The organism is Micromonospora sp. NPDC050795 (genome assembly GCF_044456785.1).
Lineage (GTDB): Bacteria > Actinomycetota > Actinomycetes > Mycobacteriales > Micromonosporaceae > Micromonospora.
The window spans coordinates 28,482-50,721 of sequence record NZ_JBITGE010000033.1 but is presented as its reverse complement, the minus strand read 5'-3'; the positions used below and the strand labels follow the sequence as shown (position 1 = coordinate 50,721).

The 22,240-nt window shown below is 69.7% G+C and carries 19 protein-coding genes and 1 pseudogene; 9 read left to right on the top strand and 11 right to left on the bottom strand.

What is annotated here, in order from left to right; all coding sequences use genetic code 11:
• The first annotated feature begins 4 nt into the window (after positions 1 to 4).
• On the top strand, positions 5 to 1,033 hold the full coding sequence (locus ACIBEF_RS25550) for an ABC transporter ATP-binding protein (RefSeq protein WP_396795679.1): 1,029 nt from the start codon (positions 5 to 7) through the stop codon (positions 1,031 to 1,033).
• Entirely contained in the window at positions 1,026 to 2,039 is a 1,014-nt protein-coding gene (locus ACIBEF_RS25545; RefSeq protein WP_396795663.1) for an ABC transporter ATP-binding protein, read from the top strand. Before ACIBEF_RS25550 ends, ACIBEF_RS25545 begins: the two co-directional genes overlap by 8 nt.
• Before the next feature lie 166 nt (positions 2,040 to 2,205).
• Here ACIBEF_RS25545 and ACIBEF_RS25540 read toward each other — a convergent pair whose 3' ends face one another.
• Positions 2,206 to 2,595 carry a chorismate mutase gene (locus ACIBEF_RS25540; RefSeq protein ID WP_396795662.1) on the bottom strand — a complete coding sequence of 130 codons (390 nt, stop codon included), beginning with the start codon at positions 2,593 to 2,595 and terminating at the stop codon, positions 2,206 to 2,208.
• 551 nt (positions 2,596 to 3,146) lie between these two features.
• Complete coding sequence (locus ACIBEF_RS25535; RefSeq protein ID WP_396795661.1) at positions 3,147 to 3,494, bottom strand: hypothetical protein; 348 nt, start codon at positions 3,492 to 3,494, stop codon at positions 3,147 to 3,149.
• A 311-nt stretch (positions 3,495 to 3,805) separates the two neighbouring features.
• Between ACIBEF_RS25535 and pcrA the strand changes: the two genes are divergently transcribed.
• A complete protein-coding gene (pcrA, locus tag ACIBEF_RS25530) occupies positions 3,806 to 6,211 on the top strand; it encodes a DNA helicase PcrA (RefSeq protein ID WP_396795660.1) in 2,406 nt (801 codons plus the stop codon).
• Between the two features lie 99 nt (positions 6,212 to 6,310).
• On the opposite strand, the gene ACIBEF_RS25525 is transcribed toward pcrA, so the two are convergent.
• Together ACIBEF_RS25525 and ACIBEF_RS25520 are read right to left on the bottom strand one after the other, a co-directional pair.
• Complete coding sequence (locus ACIBEF_RS25525) at positions 6,311 to 7,093, bottom strand: M23 family metallopeptidase (RefSeq protein WP_396795659.1); 783 nt, start codon at positions 7,091 to 7,093, stop codon at positions 6,311 to 6,313.
• 273 nt (positions 7,094 to 7,366) lie between these two features.
• Positions 7,367 to 8,074 carry a M23 family metallopeptidase gene (locus ACIBEF_RS25520; RefSeq protein WP_396795658.1) on the bottom strand — a complete coding sequence of 236 codons (708 nt, stop codon included), beginning with the start codon at positions 8,072 to 8,074 and terminating at the stop codon, positions 7,367 to 7,369.
• A gap of 484 nt (positions 8,075 to 8,558) precedes the next feature.
• Here ACIBEF_RS25520 and ACIBEF_RS25515 point away from each other — a divergent pair, with 484 nt between their 5' ends.
• The 3 genes from ACIBEF_RS25515 (at position 8,559) to sucD (ending at position 11,462) form a co-directional block, all read left to right on the top strand.
• Positions 8,559 to 8,963, top strand: a complete 405-nt coding sequence (locus ACIBEF_RS25515; RefSeq protein WP_088987674.1) for a cobalamin B12-binding domain-containing protein — start codon at positions 8,559 to 8,561, stop codon at positions 8,961 to 8,963.
• A gap of 430 nt (positions 8,964 to 9,393) precedes the next feature.
• A complete protein-coding gene (gene sucC, locus ACIBEF_RS25510; RefSeq protein ID WP_091406357.1) occupies positions 9,394 to 10,572 on the top strand; it encodes an ADP-forming succinate--CoA ligase subunit beta in 1,179 nt (392 codons plus the stop codon).
• A 2-nt stretch (positions 10,573 to 10,574) separates the two neighbouring features.
• Entirely contained in the window at positions 10,575 to 11,462 is an 888-nt protein-coding gene (gene sucD / locus ACIBEF_RS25505) for a succinate--CoA ligase subunit alpha (protein WP_396795657.1), read from the top strand.
• A 60-nt stretch (positions 11,463 to 11,522) separates the two neighbouring features.
• On the opposite strand, the gene ACIBEF_RS25500 is transcribed toward sucD, so the two are convergent.
• Positions 11,523 to 11,789 (bottom strand): DUF4190 domain-containing protein, encoded by a 267-nt coding sequence (locus tag ACIBEF_RS25500; protein ID WP_124822700.1) that lies wholly within the window; start codon positions 11,787 to 11,789, stop codon positions 11,523 to 11,525.
• A 200-nt stretch (positions 11,790 to 11,989) separates the two neighbouring features.
• Between ACIBEF_RS25500 and ACIBEF_RS25495 the strand changes: the two genes are divergently transcribed.
• On the top strand, positions 11,990 to 13,279 hold the full coding sequence (locus ACIBEF_RS25495) for a DUF6350 family protein (protein WP_396795656.1): 1,290 nt from the start codon (positions 11,990 to 11,992) through the stop codon (positions 13,277 to 13,279).
• Between the two features lie 54 nt (positions 13,280 to 13,333).
• Here the strand turns inward: ACIBEF_RS25495 and ACIBEF_RS25490 are convergent, their stop codons facing one another.
• Positions 13,334 to 13,882 carry a DUF4190 domain-containing protein gene (locus ACIBEF_RS25490; RefSeq protein WP_396795655.1) on the bottom strand — a complete coding sequence of 183 codons (549 nt, stop codon included), beginning with the start codon at positions 13,880 to 13,882 and terminating at the stop codon, positions 13,334 to 13,336.
• A 289-nt stretch (positions 13,883 to 14,171) separates the two neighbouring features.
• Between ACIBEF_RS25490 and purN the strand changes: the two genes are divergently transcribed.
• Together purN and purH are read left to right on the top strand one after the other, a co-directional pair.
• Entirely contained in the window at positions 14,172 to 14,792 is a 621-nt protein-coding gene (gene purN / locus ACIBEF_RS25485; protein ID WP_091406347.1) for a phosphoribosylglycinamide formyltransferase, read from the top strand.
• Positions 14,789 to 16,360: a bifunctional phosphoribosylaminoimidazolecarboxamide formyltransferase/IMP cyclohydrolase gene (gene purH, locus ACIBEF_RS25480; RefSeq protein WP_396795654.1), complete on the top strand. Its 1,572-nt coding sequence runs from the start codon at positions 14,789 to 14,791 to the stop codon at positions 16,358 to 16,360. Before purN ends, purH begins: the two co-directional genes overlap by 4 nt.
• A gap of 98 nt (positions 16,361 to 16,458) precedes the next feature.
• Here purH and ACIBEF_RS25475 read toward each other — a convergent pair whose 3' ends face one another.
• The 5 genes and pseudogenes from ACIBEF_RS25475 to ACIBEF_RS25455 all read right to left on the bottom strand — a co-directional run bounded on the left by ACIBEF_RS25475 (position 16,459) and on the right by ACIBEF_RS25455 (position 22,211).
• Positions 16,459 to 17,496: an ABC transporter ATP-binding protein gene (locus tag ACIBEF_RS25475; RefSeq protein WP_396795652.1), complete on the bottom strand. Its 1,038-nt coding sequence runs from the start codon at positions 17,494 to 17,496 to the stop codon at positions 16,459 to 16,461.
• On the bottom strand, positions 17,477 to 18,508 hold the full coding sequence (locus ACIBEF_RS25470; RefSeq protein WP_210783389.1) for an ABC transporter ATP-binding protein: 1,032 nt from the start codon (positions 18,506 to 18,508) through the stop codon (positions 17,477 to 17,479). Before ACIBEF_RS25470 ends, ACIBEF_RS25475 begins: the two co-directional genes overlap by 20 nt.
• A gap of 7 nt (positions 18,509 to 18,515) precedes the next feature.
• On the bottom strand, positions 18,516 to 19,472 hold the full coding sequence (locus ACIBEF_RS25465; protein WP_396795650.1) for an ABC transporter permease: 957 nt from the start codon (positions 19,470 to 19,472) through the stop codon (positions 18,516 to 18,518).
• Positions 19,473 to 19,478: 6 nt separating this feature from the next.
• The gene (locus ACIBEF_RS25460) at positions 19,479 to 20,417 is read right to left on the bottom strand and encodes an ABC transporter permease (protein WP_396795649.1); all 939 of its coding nucleotides are present in this window, start codon (positions 20,415 to 20,417) and stop codon (positions 19,479 to 19,481) included.
• A gap of 197 nt (positions 20,418 to 20,614) precedes the next feature.
• Positions 20,615 to 22,211 (bottom strand): annotated as a pseudogene (locus ACIBEF_RS25455) (ABC transporter substrate-binding protein).
• Between the last annotated feature and the right edge of the window lie 29 nt (positions 22,212 to 22,240).

Sequence of the window (22,240 nt, the reverse complement as noted above, 5' to 3'; positions counted from 1 at the left end):
TCTCGTGTCCGAGCAGTCAGCGCCGGGACCCGGCGGGTCCGGGCGTCCCTCCGGCCGGCTGCTCGAGGTCGACGACCTGCGGGTGGAATTCCGTACCCGGGACGGCGTCGCAAAGGTCATCAACGGAGTCACGTACCACGTCGACGCGGGGGAGACCCTCGCCGTGCTCGGCGAGTCCGGCTCCGGTAAGAGCGTCACCGCGCAGACCGTCATGGGCATTCTTGACACGCCGCCCGGCTTCGTCACCGGTGGGCAGGTCCGCTTCCACGGCAAGGACATGCTCCGCATGTCCGACGAGGAGCGCCGCCGCATCCGCGGCGAGGGCATCGCGATGATCTTCCAGGACGCGCTCTCCGCTCTGAACCCCGTCTTCACCGTCGGGTTCCAGATCGCCGAGCAGTTCCGGGTCCGGCGGGGCATGGGCCGCGCGGAGGCCAAGAAGCGCGCGATCGACATGCTCGACCAGGTCAAGATCCCGAACGCCAAGGGCCGGTTCAACAACTACCCGCACCAGTTCTCCGGTGGTATGCGGCAGCGCGCGATGATCGCGATGTCGCTGGCGCTCGACCCCGAGGTGCTGATCGCGGACGAGCCGACCACCGCCCTCGACGTGACAGTGCAGGCCCAGATCATGGACCTGCTGGCCGAGCTCCAGCGCGAGCGGCAGATGGGCATGATCCTGATCACCCACGACCTCGGCGTGGTCGCCGACGTCGCGGACCGGATCGCGGTCATGTACGCGGGCCGGATCGTCGAGGAAGCCGACGTGTACGAGCTGTACGCCAAGCCGGCGCACCCGTACACGCTGGGTCTGATCGACTCGATCCCGCGCCTCGACGAGAAGGGGCAGCAGCTCCGGACGATCAAGGGCCTCCCGCCGAACCTGATGAACATCCCGCCGGGCTGCCCGTTCAACCCGCGGTGCCCGATGGCTCAGCCGGTGTGTCGGGAGAAGGTCCCGCCGCTGCTGCAGGTCGGCCCCGCCCGGGCCAGCGCCTGCCACTTCGCCGAGGAGCTGGTGAACCGTGTCTGAGAACATCCTCGAGGTCAATGACCTGGTCAAGCACTACCCCGTCACGCAGGGTGTGGTGTTCAAGAAGACCGTCGGTCAGGTCAAGGCGGTCGACGGGGTCTCGTTCGGTCTGCGCGCCGGAGAGACGCTCGGTGTGGTCGGCGAGTCGGGCTGCGGCAAGTCGACGCTCGCCCGGGTGCTGATGAACCTGGAGAAGCCGACCGCGGGCAACGTGGTCTACAAGGGCCAGGACATCTCCAAGCTGTCCGGTGGGGCGCTGCGGCGTCTGCGCCGGCAGATCCAGCTGGTGATGCAGGACCCGTACACCTCGCTGAACCCGCGGATGACCGTCGGTGACCTGCTCGGTGAGCCGTTCGAGATCCACCCCGAGGTGGCGCCGAAGGGCAGCCGCCGGGCCAAGGTCCGCGAGCTGCTCGACCTGGTCGGGCTCAACCCGGAGCACATCAACCGGTACCCGCACCAGTTCTCCGGCGGTCAGCGTCAGCGCATCGGCATCGCCCGCGCGCTCGCGCTGCGGCCCGAGATCATCGTCTGTGACGAGCCGGTGTCGGCGCTGGACGTCTCCATTCAGGCCCAGGTCATGAACCTGCTGGAGCAGTTGCAGGGCGAGTTCGGCCTCTCGTACGTCTTCATCGCGCACGACCTGTCGGTGGTCCGCCACCTGTCGGACCGGGTCGCGGTGATGTACCTCGGCAAGATCGTCGAGATCGGCACCGAGGACGAGATCTACGAGCGACCGACCCACCCGTACACCCAGGCTCTGCTCTCCGCGGTGCCGGTGCCGGACCCGACCCAGCGGCACAACAAGACGATCATCCGGCTGTCGGGTGACGTGCCGTCGCCGATCAGCCCGCCCTCGGGCTGCCGGTTCCGGACCCGCTGCTGGAAGGCGCAGGACGTCTGCGCCGAGCAGGTCCCGCTGCTGGAGATCCGCCAGGGCTCGGACCACCCGAGCGCCTGCCACTTCGCGGAGAAGCGCGAGATCGTCGCCACCCACGAGGTGTGAGTCACCTAAACCGCCTGCCGCCGTCGCCACGACGACGGCAGGCGGTTTCGTCTGTTCATGACCGGGATCGGCCGCGCGGCGCTCGACAGCCCACGCGAGCGTCAGCGGCCCGTGCGTGGCTCATGGAGGGGTCCGACGGGGCCGCCTCAGCGCAGGTCGCGACGGCTCACAGAGGGCCGCGGCCCGCGCGCAGCAGCAGCAGAGCCAACTGGGTGCCGTCGGCACCGAGCGCGACCCGGAACCGCTCCAGGATCTCCCGTTCCCGGGAGAGCACCAGGCGGGTGCCACCGGACGCCATCCGGGTCACGCCGACCTCCTGGGACAACGCGGCCCGCTCCTGCCAGAGCGTGATCAACGCGTGGTCGATCTCGTCGATGCGTTCCCTGATCTGCACGATCCGCGCCGAGGCGGACGGCTCCTCGGTGCCGGTCTGCTGCTCGGCCGGCTCGGCGTCCGCACCTGCCGGTGGTGTGGCCACCGCCTGCTCGGCCTCCTGCGCGACGGGCTGCCCCGGTCGGATCGGGCTGCCGCTCTGCTCCATCACGTCTGCCATCATCGGGTACCTCTCGCACTGTGGTGCCCGGTGCCCGGAACCTGGGACGGAAAAAGCCCCGGACTCCAGGAGCCGGGGCTTTAGCAGGTCTGAATCGATCAGGCGCGACCTACGGCAGCCGGACTCCCGGTGCCATAGTAAAAGTAGAAGCGCGCAGCGATCACGCCGTCGAGTATGCCCGTGTGATCAGCCGCGGCGCAAGGATTCGCCGGTGACAAGCGCCCCTCCTGGGCCGGACACGTCACGAACCGGCTCTCCGCGCCTCAGCCGAGCGGGTATGCGGTCGGCGGGGTCGAGGGCCACCGGAGCGCAGGTACGCGAGCAGGGCGTCGAAGCCGGGCCGGCTCAGTGACCAGAGCGCCAGCGGTGACATGCGTCAGTGTCGACGGCGACGCATGGCGAGACTTCGCAGAGACAGCATTCAGCATTCACCGCCAGTCGAAGCGTGTGATCAGGTGGGAAATAGCCGCCTGAACGCTCGCACGTATTACTCCCCCAGCCGGACGATCAGGTCGGGCTGAGGGAGTAATTGTCGAACCGTGTATGCGTGCTCGCTACATATAGACTCTTGCGCCGTAGGAACCGCCGTTTTCCTTCAGGACAAAGCTCGCGATCTTTACGTCGGGAAAGCTTCGGCAGCCACCGCCATAATTCCAGTCGGTAACGCTGACGTCCTGGCCGTCCGTCCGCCGGAACAGGCCGATCACCGTCCGGCCATCGTCCTCGTTGTCGCAGACCTCGATGGTGGAGGAGTTGTTGTCGTTGTTGGTGGCGCACGCCCGGTCGTAGCCATCATAGGCACACTTGGTTGTAGCCGCCTGTGCCACGCCTGGCACCGCAGCGAGCACAAAGGCAATGCCAAGCACGGAAGCCCCGGCGGCGCGGCCCATCATTCTCTTCATTTGTCTCCCCGTGTGGTTGGAACGTGTCGAGATGACGAAATCATACGTACCTCAGTTCCGTCGGTCAATGTCTTGACAACTGCCTGCACCACTGATGCGCGGGCAATTGAAAGGCCTGCCTGAAATCAAATCTTCGGTCCTTGACGAACGGGTCCCAAGCGCCCGCAACCCACACGCATCGACCGCGGCTCACGGCCTGCCGGCCATCTGCCCGACGCCATCCACCGCCATGGTCGGCACCACCGCGCGCCGCCCTGGCCGGGTGTGCTTCCTCGGGAGGTGTCGGGCCGGAGGCATAGACTTGTCGGGCGATGCATCCTCTCTTCGACATCCCCGCGTCCCCGCCTGCGCCGGAGTCCGCGCCGGCCCGCCCGCACCGACCCGGGGCGGCCGCCGCGCGTCTCGATCCGCAGCAGCTGCTCGCCGGGCTGAACGGGCCGCAGCGCGACGCCGTCAGCCACGCCGGCTCGCCGCTGCTGATCGTGGCCGGCGCCGGGTCCGGCAAGACCCGGGTGCTCGCGCACCGGATCGCCTATCTGCTCGCCGCTCGGGACGTGCACCCCGGTGAGATCATCGCGATCACCTTCACCAACAAGGCCGCCGGCGAGATGAAGGAGCGCGTCGCCGCGCTGGTGGGCCCCCGGGCCCGCCTGATGTGGGTGTCGACGTTCCACTCGGCCTGCGTGCGGATCCTGCGCGCCGAGCACGAGCACGCCGGCCTCAAGTCGACGTTCTCGATCTACGACGCGGACGACTCCCGCCGGTTGATGCAGCTGGTCACCCGTGAGCTGGATCTCGACCCGAAGCGCTACCCGGCGCGTGGTCTGGCCGCCCAGGTCTCCAACCTGAAGAACGAGCTGGTCGACCCGGAGCAGTTCGCGGCGCGGGCCACCGGCCCCAACGAGCGGGCGCTGGCCGAGGCGTACACGCTCTACCAGCGGCGGCTGCGTGAGGCACACGCACTGGACTTCGACGACCTGATCATGACCACGGTGCACCTGCTCCAGTCCCACCCGCACGTCGCGGAGAGCTACCGCCGGCGGTTCCGGCACGTGCTGGTGGACGAGTACCAGGACACCAACCACGCCCAGTACGTCCTGATCAAGGAGCTGGTCTCCGGCACCGACGGGCTGGAGCCCGCCGAGCTGTGCGTGGTCGGCGACGCCGACCAGTCGATCTACGCGTTCCGGGGCGCGACGATCCGCAACATCCTGGAGTTCGAACGGGACTTCACCGACGCGCGGACGATCCTGCTGGAGCAGAATTACCGCTCCACCCAGACCATCCTCAACGCGGCCAACGCGGTGATCGACCGCAACACCTCCCGCAAACCCAAGCGACTCTGGAGCGAGGCCGGCGCCGGCGAGCAGATCGTCGGCTACGTCGCCGACACCGAGCACGCCGAGGCCGACTGGGTGGCCCGGGAGATCGACCGGCTGGTCGACGCCGACGAGACCCGCCCCGGCGATGTCGCCGTCTTCTACCGCACCAACGCGCAGTCCCGCGTCTTCGAGGAGGTGTTCATCCGGGTCGGCCTGCCCTACAAGGTGGTCGGCGGGGTGCGCTTCTACGAGCGCAAGGAGGTCCGCGACGCCCTGGCGTACCTGCGTTCGGTGGTCAACGACGACGACACGGTGAGCCTGCGGCGAGTGCTGAACACCCCCCGCCGGGGCATCGGCGACCGTGCCGAGGCGTGTGTCGAGGCGCTCTCCGGCCGCGACCGGATCTCCTTCGGCGCGGCGCTGCGCCGGGCCCGGGAGGCGCCGGGCATCTCCAGCCGGGCGGCCAACGGCATCGCGGACTTCGTGGCGCTACTCGACGACGCCCGCGAGCTGGCCGAGACCGGCACCACGGAGGAGGTGCTGGAGGCGCTGCTGACCCGTTCCGGCTACCTCACCGAGCTGGAGGAGAGCCTGGACCCGCAGGACGCCGGCCGGGTGGACAACCTCCAGGAGCTGGTGAGCGTCGCCCGCGAGTACACCGAGCGGATCGAGGCGCTGGGCGAGGAGGGGGAGCGGGCCACCCTGGCCGGCTTCCTGGAGCAGGTGGCGCTGGTCGCCGACGCTGACCAGATCCCCTCCGACGACCCCGACCACCAGGGCGTGGTCACCCTGATGACGCTGCACACCGCCAAGGGGTTGGAATTCCCGGTGGTCTTCCTGACCGGGCTGGAGGACGGCGTCTTCCCGCACCTGCGTTCGCTGGGCGACACCCGCGAGTTGGAGGAGGAGCGCCGACTGGCGTACGTCGGCATCACCCGTGCCCGACAGCGGCTCTACCTGTCCCGGGCGGTGACCCGCTCGGCCTGGGGGCAGCCGTCCTACAACCCGCCGTCGCGCTTCCTGGAGGAGCTGCCCACCGAGTTGGTGCACTGGGAGCGCACCGAGGGGTCGTACACCTCGTGGGCTGGCGGGGGCGGCGGCGTCGGTGGCCGCGCGGACCGCGCGCCCGGCGCGCGTGGCAACTTCACGGGGGGTACGCCGAAGGCGGCGCAGCTGGCCCAGCGGCTCGGCGTGGACGCCAGCCGGCTGACCACTGCCAGCGAGCTGCCACAGGGGCCGAAGGTGTCCGCGGGCGACCGGGTCAACCATCAGCGGTACGGGTTGGGGCGGGTGCTCGCCGTCGAGGGGCACGGCCCGGGTGCCCGCGCGCAGATCGACTTCGGCGACCAGACCATGTGGCTGGTGCTCCGGCACGCACCGGTCGACAAGCTCTGACCCCGTAGCGCCCCCAAGGATCGTGCTGGATCAAGGAAAGAGTGGCCTCACGTACCGCTGAGGCCACTCTTTCCCTTTGTCCCGCGCAGGGGGGTCGTATCAGCAGCCCAGGTCGACGCCGTGCGCCCGCATGAAGGGAGCTGGGTCGATCTGGTTCCACATGCCCTGGTGCACTTCGAAATGCAGGTGCGGGCCGGTGGCGTCGCCGGTTGCGCCCTCGTAGCCGATGACCTGGCCGGCTTTGACCGCCTGGCCGACGGTGACCGCGATGCGGCTCTGGTGGGCGTAGTGGGTCAGGTAGCCGTTGCCGTGGTCGATGAAGACGGAGTTGCCGTACCCGTCGGAGGCGTCGCCGGCCTGGGTCACGGTGCCGGCGGCCGCTGCGTGGATCGGCGTACCGGAGGGCAGCGCCAGGTCGATACCGGCGTGCAGGGTGCCCCAGCGCTGCCCGTAGCAGGACGTGACGGCTGCGCCCGGCATCGGGTCGACCCAGGCGGGGGTGGGCCTGGTGGTCTTCTTCGGCTTCGGCTTCGGCTTCGGCGTGGCCTTCGCTGCGGCCGTCTTCGTGGGGGTCGGGCTGGCGCTGACCGTCGACGGGCTGGGCGTCGGGCTGAGCGAGGGGTCGACCGGGGTGCTCGATTCACGGACCGAGCGGTCGGCCCGGCTCGCGGCCTCGGCCCGGGCCTGGGCGTCGAGGGAGACGGCGGCGGGTGCCGGGTGGTCGGTGCCGCTGGTGGCGACGGCGACACCTCCGAGGCCGAGGGCTACCAGGGCGGCGGCCGCGAGCACGATGAGGCGGTTGCGTCGGCCGGTGCGCTGGGACGGCGCGGTCTGGCTGGTGTCGGGGGTGTTCTCGTTCTGGACGGGGCTGTCTTCCTGCACGGCGGACCTTCACAGTCGAGGGGCACTTGACCTCGAAATACTGGTGTCGGGCCGAGGTGGGGCAGGCGGGGGGACCGGACCGTCGGACGGGGAGCGGATGGTCGGCTGCCCGGATATGACCCGCTGTGCGGCGCTACATCCGGAAAAGTGATCATGCGGGAGGGTGCCGTCGGTCACATCCAGCAGTGTGACCCGGGATACATCCGCCAGCATCGCGTGACAAAAAACCGCCCGGATCGACAGATCCGGGCGGTCAACGGTCGTTACGCGCCGTCAGGAGCCGGCTACCTCGCTGTAGATTGCCTCGATTTGCAGCTTGATGTCCACTCCGCGCGCCTGGAGGAACGGCACCGGGTCTTCCGGCTGCCCCTTGACATGGATCTCCAGGTGCAGGTGCGTGCCGTACGCGTGGCCGGTCTGGCCCACCAGGCCGAGCTGGTCGCCCGCCTTGACCTGCTGGCCTTCCTTGACGCTGACCGCGGAGGAGTGGCCGTAGATGGCCTCGCTGCCGTCGGCGTGCTGGACGATCACGGCGTTGCCGTAGCCACCGAACCAGCCGGCCTTGGTGACCAGCCCGTCATGGATCGCCACGTAGGGCGTGCCCTCAGGGGCGACCAGGTCCACGCCGGTGTGCATCTTGCCCCAGCGGACGCCGTACGGGGAGTTGAAGTCGTAGCCCTGCAGCGGCAGCAGCCAGACCTCTTTCTCGGCGCTGTCCTCGCTGCGGCTGTCCCGGGAGGCGCGCTCGGCGTTGTCCGCACGGGCCGCGGCGTCCTGGCTGGTGACCGACGCCTGCTTGAGCTCGTCGAGGACCGTCGGGCTGACGTCCTTGGCGTCCGGCAGGGCGCTCGCGCCGAGGGCCACGATGCCGGCACCGACGAACGCGGTGGTGACGACAGCGGCGTAACGGCTGCGGGGTGGGGTGGGTACGCGGCGGCGACCGCGATATCGATCGGGCTCAGACGACAGGCGCTGGCGCACGCACACCCTCCGTTGTCGGGGTTCCGAAGCGGCCGGTGGCGTCCCCTGAGACTCCAGTGGGACCTCCGCTGACCGCGTCGTCACCCGTCCATGGACCTGATGACAACCGTGGACACGTTAGCCAACCGCCAGGCGAGTCACAAGCTAGACCGAAAAATTGGCGTGTCGATCTGTCCGTTTGCGTCCGTGATTGTCATGCATCGCGCCGCTGAACGGTGCCCCTGTCGCTGCCCGTTCGTCGCCGAGCGTGACCGTTCCGGCGGAGTCGTCCGGCTTGACTCCGGACGGTGCCGGGATGGTGTCCCGGCCCTGCCAGCGGCGTGGCTCCGGCAAAGCCGGGACGGCGCCGGGCCGGACACCTCCGGGTTGCGCGGTGGATGCGTCGGGTAACGGCCGGTGACGGAGCCCGGATTTCCCGGGCCGGGCCCGCCGGGTTACCGTTCGTTAAGGTGAAGGCGGTCAAGCCGGTGAAAGGTGTGCGCTGATGAGCTCTCGGATTCGGGTCGTCGTCGCGAAGCCTGGCCTGGACGGCCATGATCGGGGCGCGAAGGTCGTCGCGCGCGCCCTGCGGGACGCCGGGATGGAGGTCGTCTACACCGGCCTGCACCAGACTCCCGAGCAGATCGTGGAGACCGCCATCCAGGAGGACGCCGACGCGGTCGGCCTGTCCGTGCTCTCCGGCGCGCACATGACGCTCTTCCGACGGGTGCTGGAACTGCTCGGTGAGCGGGACGCACGCGACATCGTCGTGTTCGGTGGCGGCATCATTCCAAACGGCGACATTCCCGAGTTGGAGAAGCTGGGCGTCGCGAAGATCTTCACACCGGGCGCCACCACCCAGGCGATTGTCGAGTGGGTCCGAGAGAACGTGGCCCAGCCCGTTTCCTGAGCACCGCCGAACTGCTGCCCGACCGATTTTGGGCACGGGGGAGGGGCCGGACGCACCCCTCACACGTCCGGCCCCTCTATGCACGATGCCCCGCCGCCACCCCTCGACCGACAGGGCATCGGCCGTATCCCGTCTTTGCGCTGTTCAGCGCTCCGACATCTGACTCAACGACGCCCCCACGGCAGGGTTACGCAAGCCGGACAACATCGCCCGGACGGTGGATGCCACCGGAGTCTTGGCCGGAACCGGCCACAACTGATGTCCGGTTGTGCATTACCGCACACCGTGCACCCGCTCGGTTGCCGGTGGTGCCGACCTCGCTAGGCTGCGGCCAATGGCCTGTTTCAACTGATGACAGGCGTCAAACTGTTTTCTGAACGCTGGTGGCGGCGCGACGGCGCGCCGCGGAGACGGGACGGGACGCGCAATCGTGGACCTGTACGAGTACCAGGGGCGGGACCTGTTCGAGCGGCACGGCTTGCCCGTGCTGGCTGGCGGCGTCGCCACTACCCCGGAAGAGGCCCGCGCGATCGCCGAACGCCTTGGCGGCCGTGTGGTCGTCAAGGCGCAGGTAAAGGTCGGCGGCCGAGGTAAGGCCGGCGGCGTCAAGCTGGCCGAGGGCCCGGATGAGGCGGTGGCCCGGGCCACCGACATCCTCGGCATGGACATCAAGGGTCACACCGTCCACAAGGTCATGATCACGGTGACCGCGGACGTGGCCGAGGAGTACTACTTCTCGTACCTGCTCGACCGGGCGAACCGCACCTTCCTCTGCATCGCCAGCGTCGCCGGCGGCATGGACATCGAGCAGGTCGCCGCCGAGACCCCCGACAAGGTCGTGAAGGCCCCGATCGACGCCGTCAAGGGCGTGGACGAGGCCAAGGCCCGTGAGATCGTGACCGCCGCCGGCTTCCCGGCCGAGGTCGCCGACCAGGTGGTCGAGATCGCCGTCGGCCTGTGGCAGGCGTTCGTCGCCGAGGACGCCACCCTGGTCGAGGTCAACCCGCTCGCCAAGAACGGCGACGGCCGGATGCTGCTGCTCGACGCCAAGATCAGCCTGGACGAGAACGCGGCGTTCCGGCACCCGGACCACGAGGCGCTCGTCGACCAGGCCGCTGTGGACCCGCTGGAGCAGGCCGCCAAGGCCAAGGACCTCAACTACGTCAAGCTCGACGGCGAGGTCGGCATCATCGGCAACGGCGCGGGTCTGGTCATGTCGACCCTCGACGTGGTCGCGTACGCCGGTGAGCGGCACGGCAACGTCAAGCCCGCCAACTTCCTCGACATCGGCGGCGGCGCGAGCGCCGCGGTGATGGCGAACGGGCTGGAGATCGTGCTCTCCGACCCGGCCGTGAAGAGCGTCTTCGTCAACGTCTTCGGCGGCATCACCGCCTGCGACGAGGTCGCCAACGGCATCATCCAGGCGCTGGCCCTGCTGGAGCAGCGCGGCGAGCAGGTCACCAAGCCGCTCGTCGTCCGTCTCGACGGCAACAACGCCGAGGCTGGCCGGGCGATCCTGGACAGCGCGAACAACCCGCTCGTGCAGCGGGTGGACACCATGGACGGTGCGGCCGAGCGGGCCGCCGAGCTGGCAGCTGCGGGGGTCTGATCATGGCTATCTGGCTGACCAAGGACTCGAAGGTCATCGTCCAGGGGATGACCGGTTCCGAGGGTTCCAAGCACACCCGGCGGATGCTGGCCGCCGGCACCAACGTCGTCGGTGGCGTCAACCCGCGCAAGGCGGGCCAGACTGTCGACTTCGACGGCACCGAGCTGCCGGTCTTCGCGTCCGTCGCGGACGCGATGGCGCAGACCGGGGCCGACGTCACTGTCATCTTCGTGCCGCCGCAGTTCACCAAGGCCGCCGTGGTCGAGGCGATCGACGCCGCGATCGAGCTGGCCGTGGTGATCACCGAGGGCGTCCCGGTGCACGACACCGCGTCGTTCTGGGCGTACAACGTCTCGCAGGGCGAGCGGACCCGGATCATCGGGCCGAACTGCCCGGGCATCGCCTCGCCGGGCGCGTCCAACGCCGGCATCATCCCGGCCGACATCACCGGCTCCGGCCGGATCGGCCTGGTCAGCAAGAGCGGCACGCTGACCTACCAGATGATGTACGAGCTGCGCGACATCGGGTTCTCCACCTGCGTCGGCATCGGCGGTGACCCGATCATCGGGACCACCCACATCGACGCCCTCGCGGCGTTCGAGGCCGACCCGGAGACCGACGCGATCGTCATGATCGGTGAGATCGGTGGCGACGCGGAGGAGCGGGCCGCCGAGTTCATCAAGGCGAACGTCACCAAGCCGGTGGTCGGCTACATTGCCGGCTTCACCGCTCCGCCCGGCAAGACCATGGGTCACGCCGGGGCGATCATCTCTGGCTCCGCCGGCACCGCCGAGGCCAAGCAGGCGGCGCTGGAGGCCGTCGGCGTCAAGGTCGGCAAGACGCCGACCGAGACCGCGAAGCTGATGCGGGAGATCATGTCCGGCAACTGAGCCGGTCAGGCAGCATGGAGGGGGTCGACCGGTCACGGTCGACCCCCTCCGTCGTACGCGTCAGTCGTTGTTCCAGAACGGGTAGTTGCCCGTCGCGCGCAGGATCGCCCCGCCGATGATGTTGATCACGCCGAACGCGATGGCGAGGTAACCGAGCAGCGGCGACTGCCCGTACCGCCGGGCGTCGCGGATGGACAGGTAGCCGAAGACGATGCCGAAGATGCCGCAGCAGATCAGCCCCAGCACGATGCCCAGCACGCCCCAGAGGGTGGTTCGGTCGCGTCCCTGGGCCGGTGGTGGTGGGGGAGGCGGGTATGGCGTCGTCACAGCGTCCTCCGAGCGGTCATGGGCGACGTGCCGGCCCGGACCGCGGCCGGTGGGCCCGTCCCGGGTGGCGGCAACTCGCGCCCCCTCAAGGCCGAGGCTAGACCGGCTCGGGTGGGCAGGACGTCGGTTCGGTGAACTCGCCGACCTTAGGAGGGGTTAACGGACTGCCACCGCCCGCGCGACGTGCCAGAGTAGAGCGGATGTCCCCCGTCACCCCTGACCGTCCCAGCCGTCCCGGCGGTGTGAGCGCCGACGACCGGCCGGTCGACCGTGCCGCACCGGCCCGGCGGGTGCCCGCGCCTCGCGCGGGTGGGTCGCCGCGCGGGCGGGCGCCACTGCCCGTCGCCGCCGGGGTGGCCGCCTGCTGGGCCGCCGTCACCTCGTACCTGCCGGTCGCCATCGTGCTCGGCCTGGTGCAGCTCGGCGCGGATGGCACCACAGTGACCGGCACCCTGCGCACCGCGCTGGCCGGCTGGCTGCTCGGGCACGGCGTGCCGTTGCACACCGAGACCGGGCCGCTCGGGCTCGCCCCGCTGGCGCTGACAGTGCTCGCGCTCTGGCGGCTGAGCCGCGCCGGCGTGCACGTCAGCCGCGCGATCGGTGCTCGCGACACCCGCTCACCGCGCCGGGCACTGCTCGCCGCGGTCGCGGTCGGTATTGCGTACGCGCTGCTCGGCGCGCTCGCGGCGGTGCTAGTCGGCACCGGCGGGCCGAGTGTGTCGCTGATCCGGGCGGGCGCCACGTTCGCGGCGGTCGGCACACTCGCCGCGCTGGTCGGCGCGGTCCGGATCACCGCCGTGACCCGGCTGCTCGTCTCCCGGCTCCCGAGCCCGGTGCGCGACGGCGTTCGCACCGGCCTGGTGGCCGGGCTGCTGCTGCTCGGCGCGGGCGCGGGAGCGGCCGGCCTGGCGGTGGCCACCGGTGGCGGCGATGCGGCCGACATGATCGGGGCGTACCGGACCGGAGTCGCCGGGCAGGCCGGCATCACCCTGGTCAGCGTCGCGTACGCACCCAACGCGGCGGTCTGGTCGACCAGTTACCTGCTCGGGCCGGGGTTCGCGGTCGGCGCTGACACCGCGGTCCGTACCAGCGAGGTGTCGGTCGGCGCGCTGCCGGCCGTGCCGCTGCTCGCCGGCCTGCCGCGCGGCCCGGTGGACGGCTTCGGTGCCCTGCTGCTCGCGGTGCCGGTGCTGGCCGGGATGGTCGCCGGTTGGCTGCTCGCCCGGCGGGTGGCTCGACTCGCCGGGCCGGAGCGGGCTGCGCAGCGCTGGGCCGTGTTGCTGGCGCCGGCGGTGCTGGCCGGGCCGGTGGCTGGTGTGGTGCTCGGTGCGGCCGCGGCGGTCTCCGGTGGGCCGCTCGGCGCCGGCCGGCTGTCCCAGGTCGGCCCGGTGGGTTGGCAGGTCGGGGCGGTGGCGGCCGGTGTCATAGCGGTCGGCGCGCTGGTCGGTGCCGCCGCCACCCGGGCGCTGACCCGCGGGCCCGCGCGGTAGACGAGCGCGGGGCGCCCCGAGTGAACCCGGAGCGCCCCGTCGAATCCGAACCCGTCAGGGCTGGGTGGGCAGGTTGACCTGCGCCACCACGCTCAGGATGAGCAGCAGGATGCCCAGCCCGACGCCGACCGCGCCGCAGATCAGACCGGCCTTGGCCTGGCCGGCGTTGTTGGCCTGACCCTGGGCCACCTTCTGCTTGGCGAGGTAGCCGGTCACGACGCCCGCGATGCCGACCGGGATGCCCAGGTACAGGCAGCAGACCAGCGGGATCGACGCGATACCGAGGATCATCGACACCAGGCCGAGGGTGTTGTTCTGCCCCTGCGCCTGCGGGTACCCGGCGTTCGGGTAGGTCGGGCCGGCGCCGTACGGGGGCTGCTGCTGCGCGTACGGGTCGTTCGGCTGCTGACCGTACGGCTGGCCCGAGGTGGGCTGCTGGCCGTACGGGGCCTGCGGCGCGGCGTACGGGTCGTTCGGCTGCTGGCCGTACGGCTGGCCGGAGGTGGGCTGCTGGCCGTACGGGGCGGCCGGCGGCTGGGGAGCGGTCGGGTCCTGGTTGGGCTGCTGGCCGTACGGGTCCTGACCGGGGTTACCGGGCTGCATTCGAGAAGCTCCTTGGACTGGTTCCGTCAGTTGGTGCTCTTATTTCCATCCATGATCGCGGTCAGTCCTCCCAAAGCCCAGTGCAGCAGCAGGACGACATGTCTCCCAAAGCAGGCAAAATTCTCCTAGTCGACCGCTTCGCGTGCCGGATCAGGGGCGGTGTGTGGGCCGGTGCGGCGTTCGGCCCGAGCGAGCGGCAGCGTACCGGGTCGACGCACGTCGGCACTGTCGAAGATCGGCGTGCCGCCCAGTCGAAGGGCGTCCCTGACCTGCCCGATAGGGTGGCCCGGTGACCGAGCCCGCGCCTGTCGCCCGCATCGTCGTCCTCATCTCCGGCTCCGGGAGCAACCTTCAGTCGCTGCTGGATGCCGCCGCCGACCCCGCGTACGGCGCACAGGTTGTCGCGGTCGGCGCGGACCGCGACGGCATCGCGGGCCTGGACCGGGCCGACGCGGCGGGGGTGCCCACCTTCGTCGAGCGGGTCCGCGACCACGACACCCGGGAGGACTGGGACCGCGCGCTCACCGCGCACGTCGCGAAGCACCAACCCGACCTGGTCATCTCCGCCGGTTTCCTCAAGCTGGTCGGCCCGCACTTCCTCGCCGCCTTCGGCGACCGCTACCTGAACACCCACAACACGCTGCTGCCGGCGTTTCCCGGCATCCACGGCCCGCGTGACGCTCTCGCCTACGGCGTGAAGCTCACCGGAGCCACCCTCTTCTTCGTCGACGCCGGCATGGACACCGGGCCGATCGTCGCGCAGGTCGCGGTGCCGGTGCTGGACGACGACGACGTCGACACGCTCACCGAGCGCATCAAGGAAGCCGAGCGACGCCAGCTCGTCGAGCAGGTCGGTCGGCTGGTCCGCGAAGGCTGGACCATCACCGGAAGGAAGGTCACGGTTCCGTGAGTCCCACTCAGGACGGGCGCCGCCCGATCAGGCGGGCGCTGGTCAGCGTCTACGACAAGACCGGGCTGGCCGAGCTGGCTCAGGCCCTGCACGCGGCCGGTGTGGAGATCGTGTCCACCGGCAGCACGGCGGGCACCATCGCCGCCGCCGGGGTGCCGGTGACGCCGGTGGAGACGGTGACCGGGTTCCCCGAGGTGCTCGACGGCCGGGTGAAGACCCTGCACCCGAAGGTGCACGCGGGTCTCCTCGCGGACCTGCGGAAGGACACCCACGTGGCGCAGCTCGACGAGCTGGGCGTGGCGGCGTTCGACCTGCTGGTCTCCAACCTGTACCCGTTCCAGGCGACCGTCGCCTCCGGCGCCGACGTCGAGGAGTGCGTGGAGCAGATCGACATCGGCGGTCCGGCCATGGTGCGCGCCGCCGCCAAGAACCACGCCTCAATCGCCGTGCTCACCGACCCGGCCGCCTACCCGGCGCTGCTCGGCGCGCTCGCCGAGGGTGGCTTCACAGTGGCCCAGCGCCGCGCGCTGGCCGCCCGGGCGTTCGCCGACATCGCCGAGTACGACGTGGCGGTGGCCCAATGGTTCGCGCAGGAGCTGGCACCCGCCGACGACTCGTGGCCGCAGTTCGCGGGGCTGGCGCTGCGCAAGTCGACAGCGCTGCGCTACGGCGAGAACCCGCACCAGCCCGCCGCGCTCTACACCGACCCGGACGCCCCGGCCGGGCTGGCCCAGGCCGAGCAGCTGCACGGCAAGGAGATGTCGTACAACAACTACGTCGACGCCGACGCCGCCTGGCGGGCCGCGAACGACTTCGCCGAACAGCCGGCGGTGGCGATCATCAAGCACGCGAACCCGTGCGGCATCGCGATCGGCGCGGACGTCGCCGAGGCGCACCGCAGGGCGCACGCCTGCGACCCGGTGTCGGCGTTCGGTGGTGTCATCGCGGTCAACCGGCCGGTCTCGGTCGAGATGGCCCGGCAGGTCGCCGAGATCTTCACCGAGGTGGTGGTCGCCCCCGGCTTCGACGAGGGCGCGGTCGAGGTGCTGCAGGGCAAGAAGAACATCCGGCTGCTGCGGGCACCGGCCTGGACGCCGGCGCGGGTGGAGTTGCGGCCGGTGACCGGCGGCGTGCTGGCCCAGGTCGCCGACCGGGTGGACGCCCCCGGCGACGACCCGGCCAACTGGCAGTTGGCGACCGGCGAGGCCGCCGACGAGGAGCTGCTGCGGGACCTCGCGTTCGCCTGGCGGGCGGTCCGCGCGGTGAAGAGCAACGCGATCCTGCTCGCCAGGGACGGCGCCACCGTCGGCGTCGGCATGGGTCAGGTCAACCGGGTCGACTCGGCGCAGCTCGCTGTCACCCGCGCCGGCGCCGACCGGGCCCGCGGCTCGGTCGCCGCCTCGGACGCGTTCTTCCCGTTCGCCGACGGCCCGCAGATCCTCATCGACGCCGGCATCCGCGCCATCTTGCAGCCCGGCGGCTCCATCCGCGACGAGGAAGTCATCGAAGCGGCCAAGAAGGCAAACGTCACGATGTACCTGACCGGAACCCGCCACTTCTTCCACTGACGCTTCGACCCGCCGCAGAGGCGGGTTGATCATGGGGTTGACGGGCGACAACCCGGACGAAATGGCCCGTCAACCCCATGATCACCGTGGTCAGCGGGTCAGGCTGTGGTGGTGGGGCGCAGTTCGGCGAAGTGGCAGGCGGACGGGTGGGGGTCCGCTGCCCTCGGCACCGTCGCCGGGTCCTGGGTGGCGCAGATGTCCTGGGCCTTCCAGCAGCGCGTCCGGAAGTGGCACCCGCTGGGCGGGTCGGCCGGGCTGGGCACGTCGCCGACCAGCCGGATCATGTTGCGCTGGTCGCGGGCCTCCGGGTCCGGCACCGGCACCGCGGAGAGCAGAGCCTGGGTGTACGGATGGGTGGCCCGCTCGTAGATCTCGTCCTCGGTGCCGATCTCGACGATCCGACCGAGGTACATCACCGCGACGCGGTCGGCGATGTGCCGCACCACCGACAGGTCGTGCGCGATGAAGATGTACGAGAGCCCCAGCTCGCCCTGCAACTGCTTGAGCAGGTTGATCACCTGGGCCTGGATGGAGACGTCGAGCGCCGACACCGGTTCGTCGCAGACGATCACCTCGGGCTTCAGCGCGAGGGCGCGGGCGATGCCGATGCGCTGACGCTGACCGCCGGAGAACTGGTGCGGGTACCTGTTGATGTGCTCCGGGTTGAGCCCGACCAGGTCCAGCAGTTCCTGGACCCGCTTGGCCTTGCTGCCCTTCGGCGCGGCATCCGGGTGGATCTCGAACGGCTCGCCGATGATGTCACCGACGGTCATCCGCGGGTTCAGCGAGGTGTACGGGTCCTGCATCACCATCTGCATGTTGCGGCGCAGCCGGCGCAGCTCACCCCCGGAAGCCTTGAACAGGTCCTTGCCCTCCAGGGTCGCGCGCCCGGAGGTGGGCGTCTCCAAGCGCATCAGCAGCCGGGCGAGGGTGGACTTGCCGCAGCCGGACTCGCCGACGACGCCGAGCGTCTCGCCCCGACGCAGCTCGAAGCTCACCCCGTCGACGGCCTTCACCGCCCCGATCTGCCGCTGGAACAGCACGCCCTGGGTGATCGGGAAGTGCTTCACCAGGTTGTCGACGGAGAGAATGGTCTCGCCGCGGACCTTTGCGGGGCTAGCGGGCGACGCTGTCATCACGGACCTCCTGCGCGAAGTGGCAAGCGCTGGTCCTGCCGTCGCCGAGGACCAGGTCGTGCGGCACCTCGTCCACGCAGACCTGCTGGACGTACGGGCACCGGGGGTGGAACGGGCAGCCGGACGGGATGCGCATCAGGTTCGGGGGCAACCCCTTGATCGTCGACAGTTCCTGGCCGCGAACGTCCAGGCGCGGGATCGACTCCAACAAACCCTTTGTGTACGGGTGGGCGGGCGCCTTGTAGAGCGAGCGGACGTCGGCGTGTTCGACGATCCGGCCGGCGTACATGACCGCGATCCGGTCCGCGACACCGGCGACCACACCCAGGTCGTGGGTGATCAGGATCATCGCCATGTTGAGTTCCCGGCGCAGGTCGGCCAGCAGGTCCATGATCTGGGCCTGCACTGTCACGTCGAGGGCCGTGGTGGGCTCGTCGGCGATCAGCACCTTCGGGTCCAGCGCCAACGCCATGGCGATCATGACGCGCTGCCGCATACCGCCGGAGAACTGGTGCGGGTAGTCGCCGATCCGCTTGGCGGCGCCCGGGATCTTGACCAGATCCATCAGCTCGACGGCACGCCGTCGAGCGTCGGCTCGGGACATGCCGGCGCGCTGGCGCAGCGTCTCACCGATCTGCCAGCCGACCGGGAAGACCGGGTTGAGGGCGGAGAGCGCGTCCTGGAAGATCATCGCGATCTCCTTGCCGCGTACCTGCCGGCGCTGCTCCTCGGAGCGGGTGAGCAGGTCCTCACCCCGGTAGAGGATCTGGCCGGAGCGGACGAACGCGGGCGGGGTGTCCAGGATGCCCATGATCGCCTGGGCGGTGACCGACTTGCCCGAGCCGGATTCGCCGAGCACGGCAAGGGTCTCGCCGGCGTCCAGGTGGTACGACACCCCGTTGATCACCCGGGCGACACCTTCGTTGGTGCGGAACTCGACGTGCAGGTCCCGCAACTCCAGCAGGTGACCGCCCTCGGGAGTGGCGGAGGCGGGAGTTGGATTGACGGTCATGATGTTCTCACCGCAGCTTCGGGTCGAAGGCGTCACGGATCGCGTCGCCGAGCATGATGAACGCCAGCACGGTCAGTGCCAGGAAGGCAGACGGGACGATCAACGGGGTGGCCGCCTCCCGCATGTGGATCCGGCCGGTGTCGATGTCCTGCCCCCACGAGATGGTGGGCGCCTTCAGGCCGATGCCGAGAAAGGAGAGCGTCGCCTCGGCCGCGATGAACGAGCCGAGCGCGATGGTCAGCACGACGATCGCCGGGGCCAGCGAGTTCGGCAGGATGTGCCGCCACATGATCCGGCTGTTGCCGGCACCGAGCATCCGGGCCGCCGCGACGTAGTCCTGCTCCTTCGCGGTGATCACCGAGGATCGGACCACGCGGGCGGCGGTGGTCCAGCCGAGGAGGGCCAGCACGAAGACGACAGCGCCGATCCGGGCCGTCTGGCTGTCACTGGAGACCCGCTTGAGCAGCACGATCGCGGCCAGCAGCAGCGGGATGCCGAGCACCACGTCGATCACCCGGGAGAGCACAGCGTCGACCCAGCGGCCGAAGTAACCGGCCAGCATGCCGACCACCAGCGCGATGATGCCGGTGCCGAGTGCGGCGAGCGCGCCGACCAGCAGCGACGCCCGGGTGCCGTAGACCGCCCGGGAGTACGTGTCGCAGCCCTGGAAGTCGTACCCGAAGATGGCCCCGCCGGACGGCCCGGCGTGCTGCCGGGACAGCAGGCAGTCGTTCGGGTTGTTGGCCGTGAAGACCCCGGGGAGCAGCGCCATCAGGGTGAAGATGACAACCAACGCCAGCGAGATCCAGAAGATCGGGTTGCGGCGCAGGTCGCGCCAGGCGTCCCCGGCCAGGCTGCGGGGCTTGTTCGCGGCGCCGACCTGGTTGGGCGTGCCCGGCTCCCCCGAGGGGCCACGTCGCGCGGCCTGGTTCTCGGTGGCCGCCACAGTTTCGAAGTCACTCATGCCAGCTCACTCATAGCGGATCCTCGGGTCGAGTACGGCGTACAGGACGTCCACCACCAGGTTCGAGACCAGGTAGACCACGACGAGCACGCTGACGATGCCCACCACCAGGGGGCCGTCCTCGGTGCGGATGCCGCGGAAGAGGTTGAAGCCCACGCCGGGGATGTTGAAGACGCCCTCGGTGATGATCGCGCCGCTCATCAGGTTGCCCAGTTCCACACCGAGGAAGGTGACCACCGGGATCAGCGAGTTGCGCAGCACGTGGACGACGACGATGCGCCGCTTGACCAGGCCCTTGGACCGGGCGGTCCGGACGTAGTCGGCGCGCAGGTTCTCCGCCACCGAGGCCCGCGTGAGTCGTAGGGCGGTGGCCAGCGACAGCGAGCCGAGCACGATGCCCGGCAGCAGCAGCGCGTAGAACGTCGGGTCGGAGCCGGCAGTCGGTGGGAAGAGTTGCCACTTGACACCCAGGAAGTACTGCGCCAGCGGCGCCAGCACGATCGTCGGGATGCCCAGCACCAGCAGGGTCAGCACCAGGGTCGAGTTGTCGAAGATGCTGGCCCGGCGGATGCCGGCGAGGACCCCGGCGGTGACGCCGAAGATGATCGCCACAGCGAGCGCGATGAGGGCGAGCCGCACGGTGACCGGCCAGGCCTGCTGGAGGATGTCACCGATGTTCCGACCGGTGAGCGATTCGCCCAGGTCGCCCTGGAGCAGGTTCTTCACGTAGTCGAAGTAGCGGTAGAAGAAGCCGCCGACGCCGGTGGCGTCCAGGTGGTACTTCTCGGTCAGGTAGGCCCGTTGGGCTGGCGTCACCGGCCGTTCGCCGGCGAGCGCCTGGATCGGGTCGCCCTGCCCGGCGAATGTCAGCGCGTAGACGATCAGGGTGGTCCCGAAGAACGCCAGGACCATCTGCAGTAGGCGCCGCAGGATGTAGCGGAACATGCTTAGCAGTCTCTCCGGAAATGTGCGAAAGGGTCGCAGGACGGCATCTCTGGTCGTACCCGAAATATCCGAGACGCGCCGTCCGGCCCGGGGGAGCCGGCACCGCCGACGCCGGGTCCGCTGCTGCGGCCCGGCCCCGGTGGTGCGGTAGGGGCCACCCGGGCTTCGTCGCCCGGGTGGCCCGCACCATGCTCAGCTCAGCTGGCTGCTTCGATCTTGACGAGGTCGACCCGCTGGAACAGGTCCATCTCGACGTTCTTGACCTTGGACGAGTGGCCGAACACGTTCTCGCCGAAGCGGAGCGGGATCACCGGCATGTCCTTGGCCAGGATGTCCTCCGCCTGCTGGTACTTGGCGATCGCCTCGTCCTGCGTCTTGGCGGCGGAACCCTCCTTGACCAGCTTGTCGAACTCCGGGTTGCTGTAGCCGTAGTAGTTCGACGAGCCGTTCGTGCTGTACAGCGGGCCGAGGTAGTCCTCCATGGTCGGGTAGTCCATGACCCAACCCATCCGGAACGCACCCACCGGCGTCTTCTTCTCGACCTTGGTGAGCAGGTCGGCGAACTTCGGCTCGGCCGAACCGACGGCGTCGACACCCAGGTTGGTCTTGAGCTGGTTGACAGTGGCGTCGACCCAGTCCTTGTGACCGCCGTCGCCGTTGTACGAGATGACGATCTTCGCGGGACCACCGGCGGCCTGGTAGAGCTTCTTGGCCTCGGTCGGGTTGAACTCGCCGGCCTTGCCCGCGGTGTCCTCCCGGTAGCCCGGCAGTACCGGCGAGACGAAGGAGCGAGCCGGCGTCTGCGAGCCCTTGAAGACCGACTTGGTCGTCACGGTCGATCGCCATCGAGATGGCCTTGCGCACGTCCGGGTTGCTGTAGTCCTTGTCGAACGTCGGGAACGCGAGGAACTGGAACGACGACATCGGGCTGGTCTTGTACCGGTCGCCCAGGTCACTCGGCGCGGTGCTCAGGCTCTCGGTCGGGATCGTGGGCAGCACGTCCAGGTTGTCCGCGAGGACGTCCGCGTAGGCCGCGGTGAGCTGCTGGTAGATCCGGAACTCGATGTCCTTGACCTTGGGCTTCTCGCCCGGGTACGCGTCGTAGCGCTCGATGTCGATCTTGCTGTCGTGCTGCCAGGTGCCCTTCATCTTGAAGGGGCCCTGCCCGATCGGCGCCTGCTCGTAGGAGTCCTTGAGCACGCCCGGAGCCGAGAACGCGGCGTCCGGCATCGGGTAGAACGCGTTGTAGCCGAGCGTTGTCCTGAAGTCGATGTACGGCTCGGACAGCGTCGCGGTGAAGGTGAGGTCGTCGACCTTCTTCAGACCCGACATCTCCTTGGCCTTCGGCGCCTTGCCCTGGAGGTCGTCGTAGCCAGCGATCTTCTCGAAGAAGTAGTTGCTGTCCTGACCATTCGGGGCGTACGCGCCGTAGTTCCAGGCGTTGATGTAGTTCTGGGACGTGACCTTCTCACCGTTGTGGAAGGTGAAGCCGTCCTTGAGCTTGATCGTCCAGACCTTGTTGTCGGACGAGGTGATCGACTGGGCGGCGACCTCGTACGGCTTGTTCTGGGCGTCGTAGTCGACGAGCGGGCTGAACAGGCCGGCGATCACCTGCGAGCCGGACGTCTCGGTGGTGTTTGTGGGAACCAGGTGCTTCGGCTCACCGATCTGAATGCTGACCGGCGAACTGTCGCTGCCACCGGATCCACCGTCTCCGCCGCTGCCGCAGGCCGCGAGGCCCAGCGTCACCGCGAGCGGGAGGGCGGTCCAGGCGGCGAGTCTACGAACTCGCATTGAGCCTCCTCATCTCCTCACGCTGCGCA